Origin of the sequence: Nocardia araoensis NBRC 100135 (assembly GCF_000308435.1) — a bacterium.
GTDB lineage: Bacteria > Actinomycetota > Actinomycetes > Mycobacteriales > Mycobacteriaceae > Nocardia > Nocardia araoensis.
In genome coordinates this window covers 1-21,242 of the sequence record NZ_BAFR01000147.1, presented here as the reverse complement: position 1 = coordinate 21,242, position 21,242 = coordinate 1, and the positions used below count along the sequence as shown (strand labels likewise).

At 69.6% G+C, this 21,242-nt stretch carries 17 protein-coding genes; 7 read left to right on the top strand and 10 right to left on the bottom strand.

All coding sequences use genetic code 11. The annotated features are described in order from the left end of the window. Positions 1-105 precede the first annotated feature (105 nt). Genes ON21_RS19995 through ON21_RS19980 form a run of 4 tightly spaced genes read left to right on the top strand, consistent with a single transcriptional unit; the run spans position 106 to position 4,346 of the window. The gene (locus ON21_RS19995; RefSeq protein ID WP_083880751.1) at positions 106-1,470 is read left to right on the top strand and encodes a glutamine synthetase family protein; all 1,365 of its coding nucleotides are present in this window, start codon (positions 106-108) and stop codon (positions 1,468-1,470) included. Continuing rightward, on the top strand, positions 1,451-2,197 hold the full coding sequence (locus tag ON21_RS19990; RefSeq protein WP_039799790.1) for a gamma-glutamyl-gamma-aminobutyrate hydrolase family protein: 747 nt from the start codon (positions 1,451-1,453) through the stop codon (positions 2,195-2,197). The genes ON21_RS19995 and ON21_RS19990 overlap by 20 nt, the downstream gene beginning before the upstream one ends. Beyond that, positions 2,194-3,552 carry an aldehyde dehydrogenase family protein gene (locus ON21_RS19985; RefSeq protein ID WP_039799788.1) on the top strand — a complete coding sequence of 453 codons (1,359 nt, stop codon included), beginning with the start codon at positions 2,194-2,196 and terminating at the stop codon, positions 3,550-3,552. The genes ON21_RS19990 and ON21_RS19985 overlap by 4 nt, the downstream gene beginning before the upstream one ends. Continuing rightward, positions 3,552-4,346: a 3-oxoacyl-ACP reductase gene (locus ON21_RS19980; RefSeq protein WP_373281141.1), complete on the top strand. Its 795-nt coding sequence runs from the start codon at positions 3,552-3,554 to the stop codon at positions 4,344-4,346. The genes ON21_RS19985 and ON21_RS19980 overlap by 1 nt, the downstream gene beginning before the upstream one ends. Before the next feature lie 3 nt (positions 4,347-4,349). Here the strand turns inward: ON21_RS19980 and ON21_RS19975 are convergent, their stop codons facing one another. After that, on the bottom strand, positions 4,350-5,069 hold the full coding sequence (locus ON21_RS19975) for an SDR family oxidoreductase (protein ID WP_039799786.1): 720 nt from the start codon (positions 5,067-5,069) through the stop codon (positions 4,350-4,352). 72 nt (positions 5,070-5,141) lie between these two features. On the opposite strand from ON21_RS19975, the gene ON21_RS19970 reads away from it, so the two are divergent. Both ON21_RS19970 and ON21_RS19965 read left to right on the top strand, forming a co-directional pair. Then, positions 5,142-5,729, top strand: coding sequence for a TetR/AcrR family transcriptional regulator (locus tag ON21_RS19970; RefSeq protein ID WP_039799785.1), 588 nt, complete (start codon positions 5,142-5,144; stop codon positions 5,727-5,729). A 298-nt stretch (positions 5,730-6,027) separates the two neighbouring features. Further along, complete coding sequence (locus ON21_RS19965) at positions 6,028-7,317, top strand: MFS transporter (protein ID WP_051021104.1); 1,290 nt, start codon at positions 6,028-6,030, stop codon at positions 7,315-7,317. Between the two features lie 15 nt (positions 7,318-7,332). Here the strand turns inward: ON21_RS19965 and ON21_RS19960 are convergent, their stop codons facing one another. The 3 genes from ON21_RS19960 to ON21_RS19950 form a co-directional block, all read right to left on the bottom strand. Beyond that, a complete protein-coding gene (locus tag ON21_RS19960; protein ID WP_157170890.1) occupies positions 7,333-8,025 on the bottom strand; it encodes a hypothetical protein in 693 nt (230 codons plus the stop codon). 125 nt (positions 8,026-8,150) lie between these two features. Continuing rightward, positions 8,151-8,498 carry an SUKH-4 family immunity protein gene (locus ON21_RS19955; protein WP_039799781.1) on the bottom strand — a complete coding sequence of 116 codons (348 nt, stop codon included), beginning with the start codon at positions 8,496-8,498 and terminating at the stop codon, positions 8,151-8,153. An 86-nt stretch (positions 8,499-8,584) separates the two neighbouring features. Beyond that, the gene (locus tag ON21_RS19950; RefSeq protein WP_039799779.1) at positions 8,585-9,154 is read right to left on the bottom strand and encodes a TetR/AcrR family transcriptional regulator; all 570 of its coding nucleotides are present in this window, start codon (positions 9,152-9,154) and stop codon (positions 8,585-8,587) included. Positions 9,155-9,253: 99 nt separating this feature from the next. Between ON21_RS19950 and ON21_RS19945 the strand changes: the two genes are divergently transcribed. Continuing rightward, positions 9,254-9,691, top strand: a complete 438-nt coding sequence (locus ON21_RS19945; RefSeq protein WP_039799848.1) for a DoxX family protein — start codon at positions 9,254-9,256, stop codon at positions 9,689-9,691. A 61-nt stretch (positions 9,692-9,752) separates the two neighbouring features. Here the strand turns inward: ON21_RS19945 and ON21_RS19940 are convergent, their stop codons facing one another. The 6 genes from ON21_RS19940 to ON21_RS19915 form a co-directional block, all read right to left on the bottom strand. Further along, on the bottom strand, positions 9,753-10,556 hold the full coding sequence (locus ON21_RS19940; RefSeq protein ID WP_051021045.1) for an SDR family oxidoreductase: 804 nt from the start codon (positions 10,554-10,556) through the stop codon (positions 9,753-9,755). 9 nt (positions 10,557-10,565) lie between these two features. After that, positions 10,566-11,528, bottom strand: coding sequence for a DUF1702 family protein (locus tag ON21_RS19935; RefSeq protein ID WP_051021043.1), 963 nt, complete (start codon positions 11,526-11,528; stop codon positions 10,566-10,568). A 97-nt stretch (positions 11,529-11,625) separates the two neighbouring features. Further along, entirely contained in the window at positions 11,626-12,840 is a 1,215-nt protein-coding gene (locus ON21_RS19930) for an RnfABCDGE type electron transport complex subunit D (RefSeq protein WP_039799778.1), read from the bottom strand. Then, complete coding sequence (locus ON21_RS19925) at positions 12,837-14,849, bottom strand: CRTAC1 family protein (RefSeq protein ID WP_218004111.1); 2,013 nt, start codon at positions 14,847-14,849, stop codon at positions 12,837-12,839. Before ON21_RS19925 ends, ON21_RS19930 begins: the two co-directional genes overlap by 4 nt. Beyond that, positions 14,846-16,270, bottom strand: coding sequence for an aminotransferase class I/II-fold pyridoxal phosphate-dependent enzyme (locus ON21_RS19920; protein WP_039799777.1), 1,425 nt, complete (start codon positions 16,268-16,270; stop codon positions 14,846-14,848). The genes ON21_RS19925 and ON21_RS19920 overlap by 4 nt, the downstream gene beginning before the upstream one ends. Continuing rightward, positions 16,267-21,219, bottom strand: a complete 4,953-nt coding sequence (locus ON21_RS19915) for an SDR family NAD(P)-dependent oxidoreductase (protein WP_083880755.1) — start codon at positions 21,217-21,219, stop codon at positions 16,267-16,269. The genes ON21_RS19920 and ON21_RS19915 overlap by 4 nt, the downstream gene beginning before the upstream one ends. Positions 21,220-21,242: the final 23 nt, after the last annotated feature.

Here is a 21,242-nt window from a genome sequence, read left to right as displayed (position 1 = left end):
CCGATCGCGCAGTGTGACGGGACGCGGACGATATTCCGGTGTCACGTCACACAGGTGTCCGTTTTGCTCTAGCGTGAGCACGGTTGGTGCCGAGAGGGGTCGTGGATGCGTAGCGGGATGCTGAGTGTGGCGCAATTGCGGGACCAGGTCGATACGGGTGAGATCGACACGGTGCTGGTCGCCATGACCGACATGCAGGGACGGCTGCAAGGGAAGCGCTGCGCGGCACGATATTTCCTGGAGGAGGTGCTCGAGCACGCCACCGAGGCGTGCGGCTACCTGCTCGCGGTGGACGTGGATATGACCACGGTCGACGGCTACGCCCTCTCGTCCTGGGAGACCGGGTACGGCGACGTCGTGTTGCGGCCGGATCTGCGCACGCTGCGGACCGTGCCGTGGTGGCCGGGCACGGCGCTGGTGCTCTGCGACGTCGAGCACGTGGTGCCGCACGGGCGGGCGGTCGCGGCGTCACCGCGCCAGGTGCTGCGCGAACAGCTGGACCGGCTGAGCGAGCGCGGTCTGCGCGCGTTCGTCGGGACCGAACTCGAGTTCCTGGTGTTCGACGACAGCTACGAGGCGGCCTGGAACGCGGGCTATCGCGGGCTGACGCCGGCCAATCAGTACAACGTCGACTACTCGATGCTCGGCACCGGGCGGATCGAGCCGTTGCTGCGCCGTATCCGCAAGGAGATGGACGGCGCCGGAATGTATGTCGAGTCGGCCAAAGGCGAGTGCAATCCCGGTCAGCACGAGATCGCGTTCCGGTACGACGAAGCCCTCGTCACCTGCGACAACCACAGTATCTACAAGACCGGTGCGAAGGAGATCGCGGCGCAGGAAGGGCGCAGCCTCACCTTCATGGCGAAATACAATGAGCGGGAAGGCAATTCCTGCCACATCCATGTGAGCCTGCGCGGCGATGCGGGCGAGCCGGTCTTCGCGGGTGACGGCCAGGACGGCATGTCGGCGCTGATGCGGCAGTTCATCGCGGGCCAGCTGGATTGCCTGCGCGAGTTCACCTACCTGCTGGCCCCGAACATCAACTCCTACAAGCGATTCGCCGTGGGCAGCTTCGCGCCCACCGCGATCGCGTGGGGCCGCGACAATCGGACCTGCGCCATCCGCGTCGTCGGCGAGGGCCATTCGCTGCGCTTGGAGAACCGGGTGCCCGGCGGTGACGTGAACCCGTACCTGGCCGTCGCCGCGCTGATCGCGGCGGGATTGCACGGCATCGACCGACGCCTGCCGCTGGAGCCGGAATTCCACGGCAACGCCTATCACTCCGAGCGCCCCCGGGTGCCGCGTACGCTGCGCGAAGCGGCCCAGCTGTTCGGTGACAGCACGGTGGCGCGCGCGGCCTTCGGTGATGATGTAGTGGAGCACTACCGCAACGCGGCGCGGGTGGAGCTGGACGCCTACGACGCCGCGGTCACCGACTGGGAGCGTATCCGTGGTTTCGAACGACTCTGAGGTCGCGGGAGCCCGTCCCGTGATCGGCCTGCCCACCTATGTGGAGCAGGCCCGTTTCAACGCGTGGGAGCTACCGTGCGCGGTGCTGCCGCACGCCTATGTCGAGATGGTGGCCGCCGCGGGCGGCATCCCGGTGCTGCTGCCGCCCGCGGGCGTCGCGCGTCCCGAGTTGGTGCGGCGGCTCGACGGGTTGGTGCTGACCGGCGGCGCGGACGTCGATCCCGCGCGCTACGGCGGCCCTGCGACCGGGATATCCGGCTACACCAGGCCGGACCGGGACGAGTCGGAGTTCGGCCTGTTCGAGCTGGCCAGGGCCGCGGGCATGCCGATTCTCGCGGTGTGCCGCGGGCTCCAGCTGGCGAACGTGGCGCTCGGCGGCACGTTGATCCCGCATCTGCCCGACGTGGTCGGGCACGAGGAGCACTCCGGCGTCGAGGGCGGGTTCACCGCCACCCGGGTGCTGACCATCGCTGGCAGCAGGGTCGCGCGGCTGGCCGGTCCGGAGGTGAAGGTGCACTGCCACCATCATCAAGCCGTCGATCGGCTCGCCGCGGGCCTGACCGCCAGCGCGTACGCCGCCGACGGCACGATCGAGGCCGCGGAGGCCACCGACGGGCCCTTCCTGGTCGGTGTGCAGTGGCATCCGGAGGCCGACGCCACCGATCGCAGGCTGGTGCGGGCACTGACCGAGGCGGCGGACACCTATCGAAGGGAGCGGGACTCGTGACGACAGCGCAGGTGCTCAATCCGGCGACCGAAGAGGTGGTCACGACCGTCGAACTCGTCGGCGAAGCCGGGACCGATGCCGCCATCGCCGCGGCGCAGCGCGCGTCGGCCGCGTGGCGCGAGGTGGCGCCCGGTGACCGGGCGCGGTTGCTGCGCCGGTTCGCCGAGGCGGTCGAGGAGGATCTCGAGCACCTCGCCCGGCTGGAGGTCGCCAACGCGGGGCACACCATCGGCAACGCGCGCTGGGAGGCGGGCAATGTCCGCGACGTCCTGCACTACGCGGCCGGGATGCCGGAACGGTTGCTGGGCAGCCAGATTCCGGTCGCGGGCGGAGTCGACATCACCTTCCACGAACCGCTCGGCGTGGTCGGGGTGATCGTGCCGTGGAATTTCCCGATGCCGATCGCGGCCTGGGGTTTCGCCCCCGCGCTCGCCGCGGGCAACACCGTGGTGCTCAAACCCGCCGAGCTCACTCCGCTGACCGCCCTGCGGCTCGGCGAACTCGCGCTCGAAGCGGGTCTGCCGGAGGGTGTGTTCCAGGTGCTGCCCGGCAAGGGATCGGTGGTGGGGCAGCGCTTCGTCACCCACCCGTCCGTCCGCAAGGTGGTGTTCACCGGTTCCACCGAGGTGGGCACTCAGATCATGGCCGGCTGCGCGCGGCAGGTGAAGCGGGTGACGCTGGAACTCGGCGGCAAGAGCGCGAACATCGTGTTCGCCGACGCCGACCTGGAACAGGCGGCGGCGACCGCGCCCTACGGCGTCTTCGACAATGCCGGGCAGGACTGCTGCGCCCGCTCCCGGATTCTTGTGCAGCGCAGCGTATTCGACCGCTTCCTCGAATTGCTGGAGCCCGCCGTGCAGGGGGTGCGCGTCGGCGACCCGTCCGACGAATCCACCGAGATGGGCCCGCTCATCTCGGCCGCGCACCGGGAGCGGGTGGCCGAGTTCGTGCAGCCATCGACCAAGGTCGCGTTCACCGGAAGCACGCCCGATGGTCCCGGATTCTGGTACCCGCCGACCGTCGTGCTGCCCGGCGCGCCCACCGACCGGGTGCTCACCGAGGAGGTGTTCGGCCCGGTGGTCGCGGTGGTCCCGTTCGAGGACGAGGCCGACGCGCTGCGCATCGCCAACGATACGAACTACGGTCTGTCGGGTTCCATCTGGACCAGGGACGTCGGGAGGGCGCTGCGTGTGGCCCGCGGTGTGGAGGCGGGCAACCTGTCGGTGAACTCGCATTCGTCCGTACGGTACTGGACGCCGTTCGGCGGTTTCAAACAGTCCGGGCTGGGGCGCGAACTCGGTCCGGACGCCGCGGTGGCCTTCACCGAGACCAAGAACGTCTTCCTCGCCATGTAGTGACACCCGCATACCCGACAGGAGATACGTTGCAGCGCTTACAGGATCGAGTCGCCGTCGTCACCGGCGGCGGGAGCGGTATCGGTCTGGCCACGGTCCGTCGCTTCGCGGCGGAGGGGGCGAAGGTGGTGGTCGCGGACATCGACGCCGGGACCGGCGAGGCGGCGGCCAAGGAGGTCGGCGGCCGGTACGTGCAGGTGGACGTGACCGACGAAGCCCAGGTGCAAGCCATGTTCCAGACCGCGGTCGACACCTACGGCGGGCTGGACATCGCGTTCAACAACGCGGGCATCTCCCCGCCGGAGGACGATTCGATCCTCACCACCGGCATCGACGCGTGGCGGCGGGTCCAGGAGGTCAATCTGACCTCCGTGTACCTGTGCAGCAAGTACGCCATCGAACACATGCTGGAGCGCGGCAAGGGTTCGGTGATCAACACCGCTTCCTTCGTCGCGGTGATGGGCGCGGCGACCTCGCAGATCTCCTATACCGCCTCCAAGGGCGGCGTGCTGGCGATGAGCCGCGAACTCGGCGTGCAGTTCGCGCGCAAGGGCATTCGGGTCAACGCCTTGTGCCCCGGGCCGGTGAACACCCCGCTACTCCAGGAGCTGTTCGCCAAGGACCCGGAGCGCGCCGCCCGCCGCCTGGTGCACGTGCCCCTCGGCCGGTTCGCCGAACCGGAGGAGATCGCCGCCGCCGTGGCCTTCCTCGCCAGCGACGATTCCTCGTTCATCACCGCATCCCAGTTCCTGGTGGACGGCGGTATCGCGGGCGCGTACGTGACGCCGCTGTAGGACCTATTTCGGCGCGCCCAAGCGTGCGCCGCCGTCGACGCGCACCACGATTCCGGACGTGAACGAATTGTCCACCAGGAATTCGATCGCGTGCGCGACGTCGTCGGCGGTGCCGACGCGCCCGACCGGGGTGGTCGAGGCGATCGAATCGAAGACCTCGGCGCGCGCACCGTCGGGCAGGAAACTCCACCATTCGGTGTCGATCACCCCGGGGGACACCGCGTTCACGCGCAGCGGCGCGAGCTCGACGGCCAGCACCGGAATCATCGCCTCCACACCGGCATTCACCGCCGCCAGCGCCGCGGTGGCGGGCATCGAGCCGCCCGCCGAAGCCGCCGACACCAGGGTGATCGAACCGCCTTCCGTCAGATGCGGCAGCGCGGCCTGTATCGCGGCGGTGTGCGGCAGCAGTTTGCCCTCCACGTGGCGGCGCAGATGGTCGAGTTCGAGTTCGCGGAACGGCGTCGTGCCGGACGGGCCGGTCACGGTCACCACCACGTGGTCGATCGGCCCGGTCTCGGCGAAGAACCGGGCCAGTTCCGCCTCGTCACGCGCGTCGACGGTCCGGCCGGTGACGTTCTCGCCCAGTTCGGCCAGCGCGGCTTCGAGCCTGCCCTTGTCGCGACCCGCGATGATTACGGCGTGCCCGTGGCCGGCGAGCCTGCGCGCCGCGGCCCGGCCGATGCCCGATGTACCGCCCACGATGACGACTCGGTTGCGCACAACATCCTCCTGATTTTCGAAGCTCTGTGTCTCGAAATATAAACGAGTCACGGTGTCTTGTAAAGTGTCGGCATGACCGGAACCCGCGGCCGTCCGCGCAGCGAGGACACCAGGCGCGCGATCCTGCGCGCCGCGCTGGAACTGTGCGAACGCGACGGCTATCAGGACCTGACCATCAAGGCGATCGCCGACGCGGCGGGCGCGGGCAGGCAGACGGTGTATCGCTGGTGGCCGGACAAGGCCGCGGTGCTCATGGAGGCGCTGGCCGGGCTCGTCGAGGAGGATCCGGCATTGCGCGCGTCCGCCGAGTCCGCCGACGTGCTCGCCGAGGTCGAAGCTCTGCTCACCGTGACCTACGAGCTCACGCGCAAACTGACGGGTCAGGCGCTGGTCGGACTGATGGCCGACGCGCAGCGCGATCCCTCGCTCTCCGAGCGCTTGCAGAGCGCGGTGATCGGCCCGCGTCGCGCCGTGTTGCATACGCTGCTTCGGCGGGGCGTGGACAGGGGCGAGTTCGCCGAAGCGGTGCCGTTGGACCTCGTGGTCGATTTCGCTTTCGGGGCCATGTGGTACCGACTGCTGAGCCGGCACGCCCCGGTCGATGGGGCGCTGGCGCGGGAAGTCGCCGCCGCTATTGCCGTCATGCTCGGGCGGAAGTGATCGCAGGTGCCATCACTTACTGGCCGGCGGGGTGTGGTGACGGCTGCGAGTGTTATGTGACCTACATCACAATCACTTCCATGGTGGCAGGTCAGAGCGGGCGCGCTCATCCTCTTCCTGTCGCGTGACTGTTTGCCGCGTTCCAATCCTGGGTATCGGTCTGTTTCGTGCCCCACCTTCGGTTCCAGGGATCGGAGATGGAACGAACCGAGGTCCGTGACGGACTGGAGAGGACGTGCACGTGACCGATCGAACATCCGGCAGTTTTCCGCTACGACGCTCCGTGGCGGCTTCCGCCATGGGAAACGCGACCGAATGGTTCGACTACGGCGTCTACGCGGCGACGGCGACATACCTGACCGACGCCTTCTTCCCCGGCGAACTCGGCACGCTCGGCACCATGCTCGGCTTCGCCATCTCGTTCGTACTCCGGCCGCTCGGCGGCATGGTGTGGGGGCCGCTGGGTGACCGGATCGGCCGGAAAGCCGTGCTGGCCACCACGATTCTGCTCATGGCCGCCGCCACCGGCGCCATCGGCGTGCTGCCGACCCACGCGTCCGTCGGCGTACTCGCGCCGATCCTGCTCATCCTGCTCCGTGTCGTGCAGGGGTTCTCGACCGGCGGTGAATACGGAGGCGCCGCAACGTATCTCGCCGAATGCGCGTCCGACCGCAAACGCGGATTCCTCGGCAGCTTCCTGGAGTTCGGCACGCTCGCCGGCTTCGTCGGCGGCTCCGCGACGGTGCTGGCCTGTCAGCTCGCGCTCGGTTCGGACACCATGCACGACTGGGGCTGGCGCATCCCGTTCCTGATCGCCATCCCGCTCGGCCTGACCGGTTGGTACCTGCGAGCCAAGCTGGACGAGAGCCCGGTGTTCACCGAGGTCGCCGAGCACAAGCGACCGCCGGGCGGCCTGCGCGAGGTGCTCACCACCTACCGGCGTGAGACGCTCACGCTGGCCGGACTGGTGGTCGCGCTCAACGTGGTGAACTACACGCTGCTGACCTACCAGCCCACCTACTTGCAGAACACGATCGGCCTGGGGGAGTCGGCCACCACCGCGATGATGCTGCTCGGGCAAGTGGTGATGATGCTCGTGCTGCCGTTCTTCGGCCGGCTGTCCGACAACGTCGGCCGCCGTCCGATGTGGTTGTTCTCGCTGACCGGTCTGGCCGTGCTCGCGGTGCCGATGTACTGGCTGATGGGTCAGGGCACGGCTTGGGCGATCCTCGGCTTCATCGTGCTCGGACTGCTGTACGTGCCGCAGTTGTCCACCATCAGCTCCACTTTCCCCGCCATCTTCCCGACCCATGTCCGGTACGCGGGGTTCGCGCTGGCCTACAACGTCTCCACCGCGATCTTCGGCGGCACCGCCCCGCTGATCAACGAGGCCGTCATCGAGGCCACCGGCTGGTCGCTGTTCCCCGCCGTCTACATGGTCGGCGCTTCCCTGATCGGGCTGCTCGCCTGGAACTACCTGCGGGAGACCGCCGGGACTTCGTTGCGCGGCACCGAGGTTCCCGACGCGGGCGAACCCGCGCCGAACCCGAACCCGAACCCGGACCTTCCTGCGCAACCCGCCTTCTGAATTCGGAGCGCCGACCTACTGCGTGGCAGACCAGACGGTCACGGAGGCCGTGTAGGCGTGTACCGCGTTGTCGAGGGAGAGTCCGGTGATGAAGGCCGTGCGGCCCGCCGCGGTTTTCACGCAGTAGGCGCTGTCCTTGGTGATCGGGAGGGTTTCCGCGCCCTGGGTGGAGATGAGGTCCGAGCACTGCTGCCTGGTGGGTGCGGCCGAGGTGGTCCACTGGGCGAGGGTGGGCTTCGTCGTGAAGAATCCGCCGCCGAGTCCGTAGAGCGTGGCCGCGGAGAATCCGCCGGACGACTCGCGGTCGTAGCTGACCCAGGCGCTGGCGCCACCGTTGTTGGGCAGGACGCGGGGCGGAACGGAGTCCAGGTCGAGGTAGGTCATGTTGAGCGTGCCGGACCATCGGACGTCGTTCGATCCGGCGGCCGCCGAGGTCGCAGGGGCGGGCGATGTCGTGGAAGAGGGGGTGCGGGCCTCCGAGGAGACGGTGGTCTGCGTAGTCGACGTCGAGGTTCGCGCGGAGTCGTCGTCTTTGTCGTCGGTGAACTTCTCCACCGCCAGGACGATCAACCCCGAGACGATCGGGAACAGCAGCGTCGTGAGGATCGTCCCGGAGTGGCGACGAATCCAGCTCTTCTGCTCGCTGGAGTCCTGCTGCCGGGGCTGCTCCGTGTCGCGCGTACCGTCGTCGGGATCGTTGTCCCCCATGAAGAAACCCGCCTCCTGTGGCTGCATCGGTTACGGAAGCTCGACACCTCCCTGTTCCGCCCGGTGGACGGCGCCGCTGATCATGGTCGTGGGCCGGTTTTCAATTGTCAATGGCCGCAACGGGTTTACTCCGGCCAGCTGTCCTCGATGACGAGGTTCCCGTCGCGCAGCGCGGTCGCGTACTGATCGGCGACCAGGTCGGCCGGGTAGGTCGGCCAGTAGGAGACCGCGCCGGTGGGCTTGTCGATGACGCACACGGAGCCGCCGACGATCACCGGCGGGCTGTCCGGGTCGGCCTGCGGCGGCCGGGGAAAGGTGGCGACGGCGACGAAGCAGGTGTCGAACTCCGTCAGCTGATAGGTGATGCCGCGATCGGCGTAGTCGCCGGTGGTGAGATGGCGGTCGGCGATCCGGTGCGCCTCGGTCGGGTCCACCGGTGTGGTCGCGTCGGTGGGATAGGCGTGGATGTCCATGTGTCGATGGCAGCTGGGAGGTGGCCGCCTGCTCCTTCCGGGTCTCTGGATAGCACGGTGGCGGCTCGGCGCAAGCCGGTTTGCGGTCAGTCGAAGCGGACGGTGGACAGCATCTTGCGGGCGAGGACCTCCGGATCGGAATCGGTGGCCAGTGCTGAATTATGCAGCGCCCCTTCGCGCCACAGCGAAGCGAAGCCGTGCACCAGCGACCATGCGGCGAGTTGCGTCGCCCGCTGACGGTCGTGGCCGTGGCCCGGCTGGATGTTCGACACGCCGGAGCGCAGCGCCAGGCCGGATCGCTCTCGCGCGGCGCGCAATGTCTCGTCCTCCGCGTGGAGCAGGCTGTGCCGGAACATGACGTCGAAGTGTCCCGGATGCTCGCGCGCGAAGCGAATGTAGGCCACCGCGACCTCCCGGAAGTCCGAACCGGCCTGCGTGAGCTGTGCGGCCAGCAGTTCGAATCCCTCGATCGCCAACGCGGTGAGCAGTCCGGCCCGATCGCCGAAGTGGTGGGCGGGCGCGGCGTGCGAGACGCCCGCGTGCCGGGCCAGATTGCGCAGCGAGAGAGCGTCGACGCCGTCGGCGGCGATCCGCTCGGCGGCGGCGGTGAGCAGCGCCGCGCGGAGATCTCCGTGGTGATAGCCGTCCTTCGCCATACCTCGATGGTGACCGATTATCTAGACATTGACAAGTTCTTGACCGCGGTCGTATCTTTCCACTGTCAAGATTTGCTCTTCGATCCACAGGAGATCCCGATGGCACCGCTGGTCGTCCTCGTCGCCGTCACCGCACTCGTCCGGCTCATCGGCTGGCTGACCGGTAACGGCTGGCTCGATTCGTGGGCGCACGCGACCGCGCTCGGGCTGGCCGCGATGCTCGTCCTCACGTCGAGCGCGCACTTCCTCCAGCCGCGCCGCGACGCTCTGATCGCCATGGTGCCGCCGCGGTTGCCGAACGCCCCCGCGCTGGTGACGCTGACCGGCGTGCTGGAACTGGCGGGTGCGGTCGGCGTGCTCGTTCCCGCCACCGCCGACCTGGCCGCGGCCTGCCTGATCGCGCTGCTGGTGGCGCTGTTCCCGGCGAACGTCCGCGCCGCCCGCGCCGAACTGGGCATCAAGACCATGCCCCTGCCTCTGCGGGCGCTGGTCCAGGTCCTGTTCATCGCGGCCTGCGTGGTGATCATCATCGGGTGAATACGGCGAAAGGCCCGCTCACGCAACGGATTCGTGAGCGGGCCTTTCGCGCGGCCTGCGTTCAGTCGCCGCGCAGTGCCTTGGCGATGGTGCGGCGCATGAACGGCCGGGCCAGGTCCTCGGGCAGGTTCGCCCAGGCCAGGAAGAACCGCGTGAGCGGGTCGAGCGCGATGTGGTGGCGGCCGCGTTCCAGGCCGCGTACCGCCGCCTCGGCGACCGTCTTGGCCGACATCGGCTCGATCGATCCGGTGATCGCCTTGGTCTCCACCGGCTTCCTGGTGTTCTCCATGGCCAGTCCCGGTGTGTCGGTGTCGGCCGGATAGATCACCGTGACGTCCACGCCCTTCGGCTCGACTTCGTAGCGCAGGCACAACGCCAGCTGCCGGATGCTCGCCTTGGTGGGTCCGTAGGCGGTGTACCCGGTGATGCCGAGAAACGCCGACGTGGAGCTGACCAGCAGGATCTTCCCCCCGGCCCGCTCCACCATGCCGGGCAGCACCCGCCGCACCGCGTGCACCGCGCCGAGATAGTTCGCCGACATCTGCACCTCGAACTCATCGGGGTCCACTTCGAGGAACCGCCCGGGTAGCGCGAGACCGGCGCAGCAGGCGATGACCTCGCACGGGCCGTTGCGCTGCTCCAATTCCGTGATGGCCGCGGCCAATTGGTCCGCACGCGTGACATCCGCGGCGGCCCAGTCCGCGCCCACTCGCTTCGCGGTGTCGCGCAGCGGAAGCTTCCGCCGCGCGATGATCGAGACCTGCGCGCCGCGCCCCGCGAATGCCTCCGCCACCGCGGCGCCGATCCCTTCCGATCCTCCGGTGACGATGACGTGCTTGCCGACCCAGTCCTTGACCCGTGCCATCGCGCCGGCTCAGGCCCGACCGGCGGTGACGATGTCGGCGATCCGGTCCCGCCACAGCAGGTAGGTGCCGGAACTGCCGTCGTCGGGCAGGCCGTCGAGCGAACTCTCGATCAGCGCGTCGGTCTTCGCGACGGTGTTCCCGCAGAAGACCTGCGCGGCCGCCTCGCTGTGCTCGTTCACGCTGTCGGTCTGCTGCCGGATGCGGGCGACCATGGCCGAGCCCAGCGACAGTTGCGGCCGGAACTCGCCGGCCACGTCCCAGAGTTCTTCCATGGCAGCGGATTCCACGCCACCCGCGAAGGTGACGGCGATGCCGACGCCGCTCCACAGATCGGCGTGCCGTTTCGGGTCGAACTCGCCGATCAGCCGCACGACGCCGGCCGGGCTGCCGCCGCCGATGAACCACAGCGCGCGGCCCATGCCCTGGTCCGCGATGCGCTTCAGATTGTCGCGGTCGCCGAGCCAGCCGGGGTAACCGGTCTCGACGTGCTTGTCGCGCACATAGCGTTGCATCTGGAAGAACGCCTTGTAGAAGCCGTAGCCGTCGATGGCGAGCCAGCGGAACAGCGGGTGCTGCGGAAACAGCTTCTTCCACCGGAACTTCGGGATCTTCGCCATGGCGAGGCCGACACCGACGTACATGGTCAAGGCGTACTCGGCGGCCGGGCCGTCGATCAGGTCGGCCGCGCGCCGGCCCGGCGAGAGCGAGTCGATCGCGGTGAGACCGACCGCCGCGCCTTCGTAGGCGAACCCGCGGTACTTCGGCGGCACCTGCGACAAGGTGGCGATCAGCTCGTCGTTGTTCGAGCTGCGCACCGCGGAATCGATGCCCCCGACCAGGTGCATCGTCACCTGCTCGAGTTCGAGCGCGGTGTGCTGGTCGGGCTGCTCGAATTCGCTGAGCACTTGGCGGACACTGGCCGGACTGGGGACGAACAGGGCCGCGCGCAGCGGACCCAACGGCGAGGGCATGGGTTCTCCAATCGTCGGAGGAGTGCCGTGGCCACCCGGTGGTGACCACGGTGACGCCGGTGGCGAACGCGCCGAGCACGTGACTCGGCGCGTTCGGTCAGGAGCGGGCGGCCTCCTTCTCCGGTTCGGGTTCGCCCGCGATGTCGGCCTCGAGGTCGTCGGCCACCACGGGCTGCTCCGCCGCTTCCGGCGCCGCGCCCCGTCGCTGCCACCATTCGGCGATGCCGCGCGCCCACCAGTAGACGCCCCGGGCGCCGCAGACGATGACCAGCGCGATGAACAACCCGTAGGAGATGTGCAGCGCGGTGACCACGCCGTACATGATGCCGACGGATGCGCCGAACATGATCTGCTGCCTCTTGCCCGACGGCGTGGTGCCGGGGTCGGTGACCATGTAATTGGTGAACAGGACGAACGCCAGGCCGGTCATCATGCTCAGGCCGGCCAGGATCGAGATGTTCGGCTCGATGAGCCCGCGCACGATGGCCTGCAGCGCGAACGCGCCCACCCACGCCATGATCAGCGGCATCTTGAGCGTCAGCTTGGCGTTGAGCATGGTGCCGGTCGTCAGCAGACCCAGCACGATGAGCGCGTCGGCCGGTCCGGTGATGTATTCGGTGAAGTGGTACGGCGGCGCCACCGCGATCATCGGGAACACCAGGAAACACACCACCACACCGAAGTTCGACGGGTTCATGAAGTGGCGCATCTTGCCGTTGATCTTCGCGCGCAGCACCCACTTCGTGCCCACCGCGACCACGATGCCGAAGATCACCGGCCACAACTTGTCGTGCGCGAAGGTCAGGAAGTTGAACGCCAGGCCGGTGATGTGCGCGGGCAACAGGAACTCGAACAGCCCACGCGGCCCGCGGCCACGGAAGGCGGGCGGGCGCTTGTACGCCCAGGCCGCCAGGACCTCCAGCCCGATTTCGGTGGTGTATGCGGTGGCGAGTGCGATGAACGGCCAGAGGAACGGCTGCTCGAAGCCGAGCAGCGGGAACCCGATCAGGTTGAAGATCGTGATCGAGATGGCGAAGTTGCGCAGCGCCAGGTAGCGCGGATCCTTCGTCGCCGCGGGCTTCTCCACCCATTCCTTGGCGAACTCGGTACCCGAGCGCTGCATCGACGAGATGCGTTCGGCGGTGGTCGCGGGTGCGGCCGTGCCGTTGCCCTCGGGTGCGGCTCCGTTGCCGTTGCCGTTGCCGTTGCCGTTGGCCGCGGCACTGCCGTTGCCGTCGGCCGCGGGCGCTTCGTGATGGCCGTTCGACGCGGCTTTCGCCTCGCCCGGATCGTTCTTCTCGTTGTCGCTCATCGCTGCTTGACCTCCTGCGCGTCCGAGGCGAGGTTCACGGTGTGCCAGCCCGGCGCGAGCTGGAGGGATTGTTCGTGCGGGGTGCCGTTGGTCTCCCGCCAGCGGAGCGTGACGTTCAACGGGGCGGCCGGATCGACCTCGCCGAGGCCGATGTGCACCTCGGTGGCCCGCTTGCCGGTGTGTCCGCTGCCGCCGTCGAGGTGGCTGGTGAGCAACCGGCCGTCCGGCGTGCGGACCTCGACCTGGGCGTCCACCGCAGGAACGCCCTGCGGCGGAAGGCCGGCGACGGTGGTCGTGGCGGCGTTGCCCTCCCAGGTCGGCTTGAACAGCTTCAGGCCGAGGAACTGGCCGCCCTTCGCCTTGTTGTTGTGGTAGAAGGTCGGATCGCCCCACTGGCGGGCGACGGCGAAGCTGAGCGCGCCGTTGCCGGAGGTGTCGCCGACGGCGATGCCGCGCGAGGGCACCGGGGTGTCCATGCCGAGCGCGTGGGTGAGGTTGGCGAACTTGCCGTCGTCACCGCGGCTGAAGAAGCCGACCGGATTGCTGCCGGCCAGGTCGGCGTCGGAGCCGATGATCGGCCAGGCCCACGGGTACTTGGTCAGGTCGTCGTTCATGGTGCCGAGTTCCTGGATCTGCGGCCACCGGTTGGTGTCGCCCTTGATCATGCCGGTGGCCTGGATCAGCTCGTTGCGGCCGTCGTTGTCGAAGTCGTCGATCTTGGCGTCCCAGCCCCAGGTCTCCCAGGCCAGGCCGACGTCGGTCGCGCGGTTCTTGAACGGCGCCACGCCCTCGGCCAGTTGACGTGCCGCGTCGGCGGTGTCCTTGGCCGTGTTGTAGAACGCGAAGTGGCCCTCCATGAGCGCGAAGCGCACGGCGATGTTGCTGACGAACAGGTCCGGCATGCCGTCGCCGTTCAGGTCGCCGAAGTCGGCGGCCATGCCCTTGTCCGAATCATGGCCCATCACATACGACTTCGGCTCGGTGATCCCCCGCTCGCCTTCGGCGAAGCCGAAACGGATCTGGCCCGGCGTGGACTTGTTGACGAACAGGCGGTCGCGCCCGAAGTCGTTGGCCACATACAGCTCGGGTAGCTGATCTCCGTTCAGGTCGGCCGCGGCGGCGGCCAACGCCCATCCGGTGTCCATACCGATCGGGAACGGGTTGGCCACCTCGCGGTACTCGGCGGTCGGCTCGTCGCCCGACTTGGCGGAGGCCAGGGTGAAGATCCGGTCCTTGCCGCCGTTGCGCGCGTTGGACAGCGAGTCGGTCATCCACAGCGCGAGCTGGCCGTCCTTGGAGAGCACGTCCATGTCGTTGAAGTACTGACCCAGGTAGATGTCCGGCTTGCCGTCGCCGTCGAAGTCGGAGACCGAGACCGCCGCGGTGATCCAGCGCTGGCCTTCGTAGTGCCCGTCCGGGGTGTTCGGCGAAGGAACGAGGTCGATCGGGCGGAACGCCTTGGCATCCAGGCGGGTCGCGTTGGCCCGCTGCAGATACAGGATCGGCGTGCGGCCGTAGTAGGACACCAGCGCGTCCATGCGGCCGTCACCGTTGAAGTCGCCCGGGATGCAACCCGATGGCACCGTGGAGGAGTCGACCGGAAGCGGCTTCGGATCGAGCACGAAGGGCTCGTACCGAGCGGTGTTGCTGTCCGGCGTCGGCGTGATGAAGGCGGTGTCGGAGCGCGGGTCGACCACGCACAGGTCGTCGGCCAGCCGGTTGCCGTCGAGGTCGTTCATCGCGATGGCCGCGCCGACCGAGGAGATCCAGGCCGACAGGTGCTTGTACGGCTCGCGTAGCTCGCGGATCTTGCGGTCCGTGGGCAGGCCCTTGGGCAGCGCGATCGGCATCGCGGTGAAGTCGAACTTGCTCGCGATGGGGCCGCCCGCCTCGTCGTAGGTGGGCAGCAGCGCCGACCGCGCGGGAATGAACAGCGAGCCCATCAGCAGCAGCGCCACCCCGGGCACCACCGCTTTTCGGAGGAGGGATCGGTTGATGGGAATTTTCACGAGTGCTGCTCCTCATGGGCGAGTGTGAATTGCTGTCCCGCGGTGTCCGCGAGTCCGTCGAGCACCTCGCGCAGCGTGGCCAGCGCCTGGTCCATTTGCTGCTCGGTGTGCCTGCAGTTGATGAAGAACCGCAGCCTGGCCTCCCCGGCCGGGACGACCGGATGGGTGATGGCGTTCACGCTGAAATCGCGTTGCAACATGGCCAGCGCCGCCAGCACGGCCGGTTCGTCGGCGCCGGTCATGACCGGAATGATCGGCGAGCCCTCGGACGTGCCGATGTCGAAGCCGTACTCCTCGGCGCGGCGGTGGAAGTACTCGCTGTTGTGCCGCAGCCGCGTCACGCGGTCCGGCTCGTCGCGCAGGACCTCGAGCCCGGCCAGCGCGGCGCCGATGGCCGACGGGGCGGGCGCGGCGGTGTACATGCTCAAACCGCCTGCCACGTACTTGAATCCGTCGACCAGTTCCCGGTTGCCCGCGAGATAGCCGCCGACGCTGCCGAGCGCCTTGGACAAGGTGCCCATCCAGACGTCCACGGCGTCGCCGGGCAGGTCGAACAGCTCGCGCACGCCGTGTCCGGTGGCGCCGAGTGTGCCGAACGAATGCGCTTCGTCGATCATGATCGAGCAGTCGTAGCGCCGAGCCACCTCGATGATCTCCGGCAGCCGGACCACGTCGCCGTCCATGCTGTAGAGGCCCTCGATGATCACCATGGCCCGGTCGAAGCTGCGCCGCGACATCTTGAGGATCGTCTCGAGCGACTCGGGATCGTTGTGCCGGAACGAAACTCGCTTGCAGCGCGACCACTCGGTGCCGGAGACCACGCTGTGGTGGATCAGCGCGTCGCACACCGCGAGATCGCGCTTGCCGAGCAGGAATCCGACCGCGGCGGCGTTGGTGAGGTAGCCGCTGGCGGTCACCAGCGCCGCCTCGGTGTCGTAGATGCGGGCGATCTCGGCTTCCAACTCGCGATAGATCGGCAGCTCGCCCGCCACGATCCGGACCGCGGCGGCGGAGGTGCCGTACTGGTCGATCGCGTCCTTGGCGGCCTGCCGTACCCGCGGGTCGGCGGCCAGGTCCAGGTAGCCGAAGCTGCTGAAGTTCACCACGTCCCGGTCGGCCATCCGGGTCACCGCGCCGCTGATGCCCTCGTGCGGCAAGTAGTACGGGTTGACCAGTCCTACCTGGTTGACCCAGGCGTCGAACCGCCCGAACCGCTGCGCGGCCTCGAGCACGCCGGGGTGGTCACGGAAGGACGTGTGTGCGACCCCGCGCTGCGCGCCGTTACCGTTGCCGGCCGCCGCGGTGGGCGCGGCGGAGCCGTTCGCGGCCTGCGCGCCGTTGCCCGTCGCCGGGGCGGTGTTCTCGCCGCCTGCGTGCCTGGCCAGCAGTGCGCGGGCCAGTTCCCTGTTGTTGCCGGTCATTCGTCCTCGCTCCTCGCCGCGCGCTCTTCTTCCTGGGCAATCTGCTCGGCAATTCGCGCGCCGAGCCCGCGCAACGTCAGTCCGATCACGGCGAGCACCGACAGCTGGGTGCCGAGCACTTGCACCACGCGGGCGCCGAACTCCATGCCCATCAGCGAATCCATGCCGAGTTCGGGCAGCGGGGTGTTCAGGTCGATCGTCTCGGCGTCGACGCCGAGCACCGCGGCCAGCTGCTCGGCGAGCAGGTAGGCCACCACCTCGCCGCGCTGCTCCACACCCAGCTGCAGGATCTCCGCCCGCAGCGCGCCCGCACCCGACGCGCCGCCGCCCGCGGCCGCCACCTGGTCGGCGAAACGCGGCGTGCGGGTGGACGGGCGATGCGCCAGCGCCCACTGGCTCCAGTCCACGTCGAACAGCACGATCTGCGGCAGGTTCAGCCGCAGGCACTCGCCCAGCAGATCGGTGGCGACGTCCATGTCCACCGAGCGGTACCCGGTCATCTCCGCGTATCGGCTGACCGCCTCGTAATCGGCCATGCCACCGCCACCGCTCATGAAGCCCCAGTTCACCGCGAGCGCGGCGGCGCCACGGGCCCGCCGGGCGGCGGCGATCATGTCCAGCACGGAATTGGCCGCCGCGTAGCCGAATTGGGGCGAGATGCCGACGATGCTGCTCGCCGAGGAGAACAGCACGAACATGTCGAGGTCGATGTCGGCCGCGGTGACGGCGGTGTCCAGGTTGACCGCACCGGCGACCTTGGGCCCGAAGATCTCCGCCAGCGACTCGGCGGTGATCTGCGGGACCTCGAGGTTGTTCACCACACCCGCCGCGTGGAACACCCCGCGCAGCGGATGTCCGCTGGCCTGAATGCGTTCGATCAGCGCGGCGACGGAGTCGTAGTCGGCCATGTCGAGACGCTCCTCGACCACCTCCACACCCGTGGCGGCGAGTTCGGCGACCGCGGCGCGGGCCGCGTCTCCGGTGGCGCCGCTGCGTCCGACCAGCACCAGGCGCCGCGCGCCGATCCGCGCCAGCCAGCGTGCGGTGGCCAGGCCGAACGCGCCGAAGCCGCCGGTCACCAGGTAGCTGGCCGCGGGGTCGATCGGCAGACTCGGCCGCTTGGCCAGCACGGTCGGCTCCGGCTCGCGCAGATCGAGCACGACCCGGCCGATCTGCTTGGAACGCACGACGGTTTCGAACGCCTCGGCGGTCGAAGCGAGCGGGAACGCGGTGTAGGGCAGGTAGTCGTAGGTGCCGTCGTTCAGGGCGTCCATCGCCCGGCGCGCCGAGCGGCGAACCAGTTCGGGACGCACGGCCAGGGCGCGGTCCATGTCCACGGCGAAGAACGACAGGTTCCGGTCGAACGGGCGCAGGTCGATCGTGCCGCCGCCGTAGATGTCGGCCTTGCCGATCTCGATGATCCGGCCGAATTCGGCGGCCACCCGCAGGTTCTGCTGAAGAATCTCACCGGGGGAGGAGTTGTAGACCACGTCGACGCCGCGCCCTTCGGTCAGGGCGAGCACGTCGTCGACGAAGCTGACCGAGCGCGAATTGACCACCTCGTGCGCCCCCGCCGCCGCGGCCACCGCGCGCCGGGAGTCCGAGCCCGCCGTCGCGATCACCCGCGCGCCGAGGCGCACCGCCACTTGCACCGCCGCCATGCCCATGCCGCCCGCCGCGCCGTGCACCAGCACCGTCTCACCCGGTCGCAGGTGCGCGAGCTCGCCGAAGGCGAACTCGGCGGTGAGGAAGGGCAGGACCGAGCTGGAGTGGCACGGGTCGAGTTCGGTGTCCGGGTAGTCGAGGGGCATCGTGGCGCCCTCGTCCGGCCGGAGGGTGACGTAGCGGCGCACCAGGTCCCTGGCGCACACCGACATCTCGTCCCCGACGGCGACCTCGGTCACCCCCGGACCGACCCGCTCGACCACGCCGAACCCGTCCATGCCCAGTTCGGTACCGAAATACGTTCCGGCCAGCTCGTTTTCGGTGAGCACACCGAGCACCTTGAGCGCGTCCTTGTAGTTGAGACCCACCGCGTCCATCCGGATCTCGACCTCCCCGGGCCCCGGCGGCACGCGATCGACCGCGCGCCACGCCAGGTCCGACAGCAGTCGTGAGCGCGGAATCTCCAGGCGGAAGGAGCTTTCCGGGTCGGTCAGCGGCGCGGCCTCGTCCCAGACCGCCAGATGGTCGCGCAGGGACTTGCGCAGGTGCAGCGCCCAGCACGCGCCCGCGCGCAAGGCGACCTCGTCGGCTCGTCCGTCGCCGAGCACCTGCTCGAGGATGTCCGCGGCGCGCGTGGTTGGTTCGGTGTCCACCAGTCGCCACTGCACCGCGGGTTGCTCGTTGCGCAGCGTGCGCCGGGCGCCGGTGAGCGCGGCTTGCGCGGGATGGGCGAAGGCGTCGATCGGCAGGCAGAACGCCTGCTCGGTGACCACCACCGCGCGCACCTCGGTCGCCGGGGCGTCGTCGTCCTCGTCCCCGACCACCAGTTCGCCGACCGCTTTGGCGACCTGCGCGAGCCCGTAGGCGTTGGGTACCGCGTCAAGTTCGGCGCCGGACACCACCACGAGGCGGCCGCGCGTCACGCCGGGCCGCTCCTGGGCGGCGCGCAGAGCTGCCAGGACGCGATCCGAGGCGTCGGCCTCCTCCGGTTCCAGGGTGAGTATCTCCGCCGACGCCCGCGCGCTGGCGATCTCCTTCGCGCGCTGGGAGACGGTGCTGCCCAGGCTGACCACGAGCAGGAACTCCTCCCCGCCCGCGGGTTCTTCGGCGGTCGCGGCGTCGTCGACGATGGCCCACACCGGCTCGTAGAACAGCCCGTCGAGCTGGTCGTGCAGGTCCGGCTCGGCCGCGAGGCTGGCGAACCGCACGCCCGAAAGGGTCAGTGCCACAGCGCCTTCCGGCGAGGCGACGGTGATGTCGGCGCACAGCGGGTCGCCGTCGACGCGGCGGACGAGCACGACCGCCTGTTCGGGCAGCGGCCCGGTCCAGCGCACCCCGGCGACCGAGGACGGCACCACGACGCTCGCGCCGTGCGCGGTCTGGGCGTACAGGGCCGCGAAGCACTGCAGCGCGGCGTCGACCGCCGCGGGATGGGCCAGATGCGGCAGGCTCGGCGCGCTCCCGGCCAGCGGCGTGAGATCGAGCCGGGCCAGCACGGAGTCGGCGCCCACACTGGCGGCCGTGATCAGCCGGAAGCTCGGCCCGTAGGCCAGGCCGTGCGCGGCCAGGCCGTCGTAGAGCGTCGCGGCGGAGACCTCCACCGCGTCCGCCGCCGGGGTGAGGTCGATGGTGCGCGCGTCGACGTCCGCCTCGATCAGCCTGCCGTGCGCGTTGACCGTCCACGTGGTCGCGGTGGCGGCGCGCGAGCGCAGGGTGAACCGGCGAGTGGTCTCCTCGACGGTGAGGCGCAGTACCGGCACGTCGTGCCTGCCGATCACCAGCGGCGCGACGAACTGGACGGACTCCAGCCCGAAAGTGGCGCGCCCGGTCCGCACCGCGACGGCGCTGAGCGCGGCGTCCAGGTAGGCCGCGCCCGGCAGCACGACGGACCCGTCCACCACGTGATCGGGCAGCCACGGCAGCGCGGCGACGGACAGCTCCACTTCCCACTCCGGCGCGGACGCCCCGGTGCGCTGGCCGAGCATGACGTAGCCGTCGACGGCGCCGACGCGGTCCGCCTCGATGGCGGGGTCCTCGGTCCACAGCGTGCGGCGCTGCCACGGATAGCGGGGCAGATCCAGCTGCGCCACCGGCGTTTCCGGCGCCCCCGGCGCGTGCGCGGTGTCCAGCCCGCCCGCTTGGTACAGCTCGCCGACCGCGCGCAGGAGGTTGCCGCGGTCGTCGGCCTTGCGGGACAGGGTGCTGATCGCCGCGCCGTCGAGGCCGCGGCGCACGAACGCCTCCTTGATGTTGCCGCTGAGCACCGGATGCGGTCCCACCTCGAGGAAGACCCGGTGCCCGGCGTCGAGCAGGCTTTCCACGGCCGCGCCGAACCGCACCGGCTCGCGCACGTTGCGGCACCAGTATTCGGCGTCCCAGTCGGGGCCGGACAGTTCACCGCCGGTCACGGTGGACCAGATCGGCACCCGCGCGGATCGCGGCTCGAGGCCGCCGAGCACGGTGGTGAGTTCGCCGAGGATGGGATCCATCAGGTGGCTGTGGTAGGGCACCTCGACGCGCAGCGCCTTGGCGAAGACGCCTTCGGCGGTGAGATCGTCCCTGATGCGGTCCAATTCGGCCAGGTCGCCGGACAGCGTCGCCGCGGAGTGGCTGTTGATCGCCGCCACGCAGACGCCCGCCACGCCCGCCAGGCGCTCGCGCAGTTGCTCCTCCGACAGACCGACGGCGAGCATGCCGCCGGTGCCCGCGGTGGTGGCCTGCAAACGGGCGCGGTGGTAGCTCACCAGCAGCGCGTCGCGCAGCGACAGCGAGCCGGCGACATAGGCCGAGGCCACTTCGCCGACGCTGTGGCCGACCACCGCGGCGGGGTGGATGCCGAGTTCGGCGAGTTCGGCCACGAGCGCGGCCTGGACCAGGAAGTTCGCCGGCTGGGCGTACGCGGTCGCGGTGATCCGCGACTCCGCTTCGGGGCGCAGCAGTTCCTCGACGATCGACCAGCCCGCGATCTCCTGGAAGACCTCGTCGATCGACCGCGCGGCGGCGGCGAAATGCCCGCCCGCCTCGAGCAGGTCGCGGGCCATGCCCCACCACTGCGGGCCCATGCCGCTGAACACGAACACCGGCTGGGTGGAGCCGTCGGTGAGCGCGCGGGCGGGCGACTTGCCCGCGCCCGCGGCGAAATCGGCCAGCTGCGAGCGCAGATCGTCGGCGTCGCGGTAGGCGAACGCCGCGCGGATCGGATGGTGCGCACGTCGGGTCCAGGCCGCCTCGGTCACCGCGTCCACCGCGGTGGTCTCGGTCAGGTCGTGCACCTGGGTGGCCATCGTGCGCAACGCGGTCTCGTTGC

Coding starts and splice junctions, on each gene's coding strand:
- ON21_RS19920 (WP_039799777.1), bottom strand. CDS start 16,270: ATGACCGGCAACAACAGGGAACTGGCCCGCGCACTGCTGGCCAGGCAC.
- ON21_RS19945 (WP_039799848.1), top strand. CDS start 9,254: ATGGCACCGCTGGTCGTCCTCGTCGCCGTCACCGCACTCGTCCGGCTC.
- ON21_RS19995 (WP_083880751.1), top strand. CDS start 106: ATGCGTAGCGGGATGCTGAGTGTGGCGCAATTGCGGGACCAGGTCGAT.
- ON21_RS19955 (WP_039799781.1), bottom strand. CDS start 8,498: ATGGACATCCACGCCTATCCCACCGACGCGACCACACCGGTGGACCCG.
- ON21_RS19940 (WP_051021045.1), bottom strand. CDS start 10,556: ATGGCACGGGTCAAGGACTGGGTCGGCAAGCACGTCATCGTCACCGGA.
- ON21_RS19915 (WP_083880755.1), bottom strand. CDS start 21,219: ATGGCCACCCAGGTGCACGACCTGACCGAGACCACCGCGGTGGACGCG.
- ON21_RS19970 (WP_039799785.1), top strand. CDS start 5,142: ATGACCGGAACCCGCGGCCGTCCGCGCAGCGAGGACACCAGGCGCGCG.
- ON21_RS19950 (WP_039799779.1), bottom strand. CDS start 9,154: ATGGCGAAGGACGGCTATCACCACGGAGATCTCCGCGCGGCGCTGCTC.
- ON21_RS19930 (WP_039799778.1), bottom strand. CDS start 12,840: ATGAGCGACAACGAGAAGAACGATCCGGGCGAGGCGAAAGCCGCGTCG.
- ON21_RS19935 (WP_051021043.1), bottom strand. CDS start 11,528: ATGCCCTCGCCGTTGGGTCCGCTGCGCGCGGCCCTGTTCGTCCCCAGT.
- ON21_RS19965 (WP_051021104.1), top strand. CDS start 6,028: ATGGGAAACGCGACCGAATGGTTCGACTACGGCGTCTACGCGGCGACG.
- ON21_RS19960 (WP_157170890.1), bottom strand. CDS start 8,025: ATGGGGGACAACGATCCCGACGACGGTACGCGCGACACGGAGCAGCCC.